This window comes from Leucobacter sp. M11, assembly GCF_035726885.1.
Taxonomy (GTDB): domain Bacteria; phylum Actinomycetota; class Actinomycetes; order Actinomycetales; family Microbacteriaceae; genus JAPFRB01.
Window position 1 is genome coordinate 768,619 of record NZ_JAPFRB010000001.1, and the last position, 1,954, is coordinate 770,572.

Here is a 1,954-nt window from a genome sequence, read left to right on the forward strand (position 1 = left end):
CTCGTCCTCCAGGTCGTACTGCTCCAGGCCGGAGCGGAGCGCGCGTACCCGGTCCTCGTCGAGGCGGTCCTCCTCCGGGGTGGAGGGGATAATGTCGAACTGCGGGTCGAGCACATCGGCTCCCCCGATCAGCTCGACCTCGGGCTCGTTGCCCGCATCGAACGCCGCGGCTTCGGGCGTTTCGTGGTCTTCGCGATTAGTCATCGCTGTTCTCCTGTGTGTTGTGTGCGGATCACGTCAAGGACGGCTTCCACGGTTTCGTCAAAGTTCAGTGCGGTGGAATCCACCAGGGTCACTCCGGGGGCGGCTTGCAAGAAGTCCACCACCTGGGCATCCTTCGCGTCGCGCTCCGTGAGGGAGGCGAGCACCTCGGCAGCGTCGGATCCGGTGAGTTCTCCGGCTCGACGCTGTGCGCGCACCGCGGGGTCCGCGGTGAGCAGGATGCGAACGGGGGCGTTTGGGGCCACCACCGTGGTAATGTCGCGTCCTTCGATGATCACGCCGGGCAACCCCGACTCGGCGACGGCACGCCGGAACATCTCATTTAGTGTCTCACGAACCGCGGGGATTCGGGCAACCCGGCTCACCTCCGCGCTCACGCGGGGTTCCCGGATCTCCTCGGTGACGTCGAGACCGTCCACCGTGACCCGCGGGATCCCGGTCAGCGTGATCGAGTACGCCCAGTCGTCGAGGATCCCGCGCACGGCCTCCGCGTCGTCCAGGTCAATGCCGCGGCGCAGCCCCGTCGCGGCCAGCGCCCGGTACGCGGCGCCGGTGTCGAGGATCCCGAAGCCGAGTCGGCGGGCCGCCTCCTTGGAGACGCTGGACTTCCCGCTCCCGGCGGGTCCGTCCATTGCGACGAGCACGGGCTCCGGGGTGGCAGCGTCCGGCTGGACGGGGTGGGGCGCGGTCACAGAGTTCTCCATCCACGGTCGATCAGGTCAAGGGCGGCTCGCTCCGCGACCTCGGGCAGCACCGCGATCTCCGCGAAGCCGATCTGGGCACCCGGCGAGTGCTCCAGGCGCAAGTCTTCCATGTTAATCCCTAAATCTCCGAGCTCGGTGAGCAGCCGAGCCAGTTCGCCCGGGGTGTCGTCCACGAGCACGGTGAGCGTCGTGAAGCGCTCGTTGCTGCCGTGCTTGCCGGGGATGCGGCTCACCCCGGTGTTCCCGGCGGAGAGCAGGTCGGCGATGGCCCGCTTCGAGCCGGGCTGTTCGGCGTTGCGCAGGGCGTCGACGAAGGAGCCGATGTCGGCCTGGAACTGTTCCAGGACGTCCAGCACGGGCGCCCGGTTCGCGCCCAGGATCTGCACCCACAGCTCCGGCTGGCTGGACGCGATCCGGGTCGTGTCGCGCAGGCCCTGCCCGGCGAGCGTGATCGCGTTGTCCTCGGCATCCGTGAGCCGGGCCGCGAGCATGCTGGACACGACCTGCGGCAGGTGGGACACGAGGGCCACGGAGCGGTCGTGCTCCTGCGGGGTCATCTCCAGCGGGGTCGCGCCGAGCTCCAGCGCGAGGGCCTCGATCCGGTTCAGGGCAGCGACGGGGGTGTCCCCGTCCCGGCAGATCACCCAGGGCCGGCCAACGAAGAGATCGGTGCGGGCCATGATCGCCCCGCCGCGTTCGCGCCCGGCCATCGGGTGCGAACCGATGTAGTTCGTCAGGTCGATGCCGCGCTCGGTGAGCTGCTCAAAGGGCGCGAGCTTGACGCTGGCCACGTCCGTGACGACCGCGTCCGGGAACGCCAGGAGCGCCCGCTCCACCGCGAGGGCCGTCACATCCGGCGGCACCGCGACCACGACGGTCTGCGGCGCGTCGCCACTGGCGAGGGCCCGCCCGGCGCCGTAGTCAATCGCGAGGCTCAGCGCGGTCGGCGAGGCATCGTCGAGGGTGACCTCGATGCCTTTCTCACGCAGGGCGAGTCCGATGCTGGCACCGAGCAGGCCAGCGCCGAT

General features: G+C 69.9%; 3 protein-coding genes. All 3 read right to left on the reverse strand.

The features are described from left to right. Nucleotides 1–204: hypothetical protein (locus tag OOT08_RS03965; RefSeq protein ID WP_325091233.1), on the reverse strand; the 204-nt coding region annotated here is incomplete at its 3' end. Further along, a complete protein-coding gene (gene cmk / locus OOT08_RS03970; protein ID WP_442916163.1) occupies nucleotides 201–926 on the reverse strand; it encodes a (d)CMP kinase in 726 nt (241 codons plus the stop codon). The genes OOT08_RS03965 and cmk, both read right to left, overlap by 4 nt. After that, nucleotides 911–1,954, reverse strand: a 1,044-nt coding sequence (locus tag OOT08_RS03975; RefSeq protein ID WP_325091234.1) for a prephenate dehydrogenase, incomplete at its 5' end; no start/stop codon positions are given. The genes cmk and OOT08_RS03975, both read right to left, overlap by 16 nt.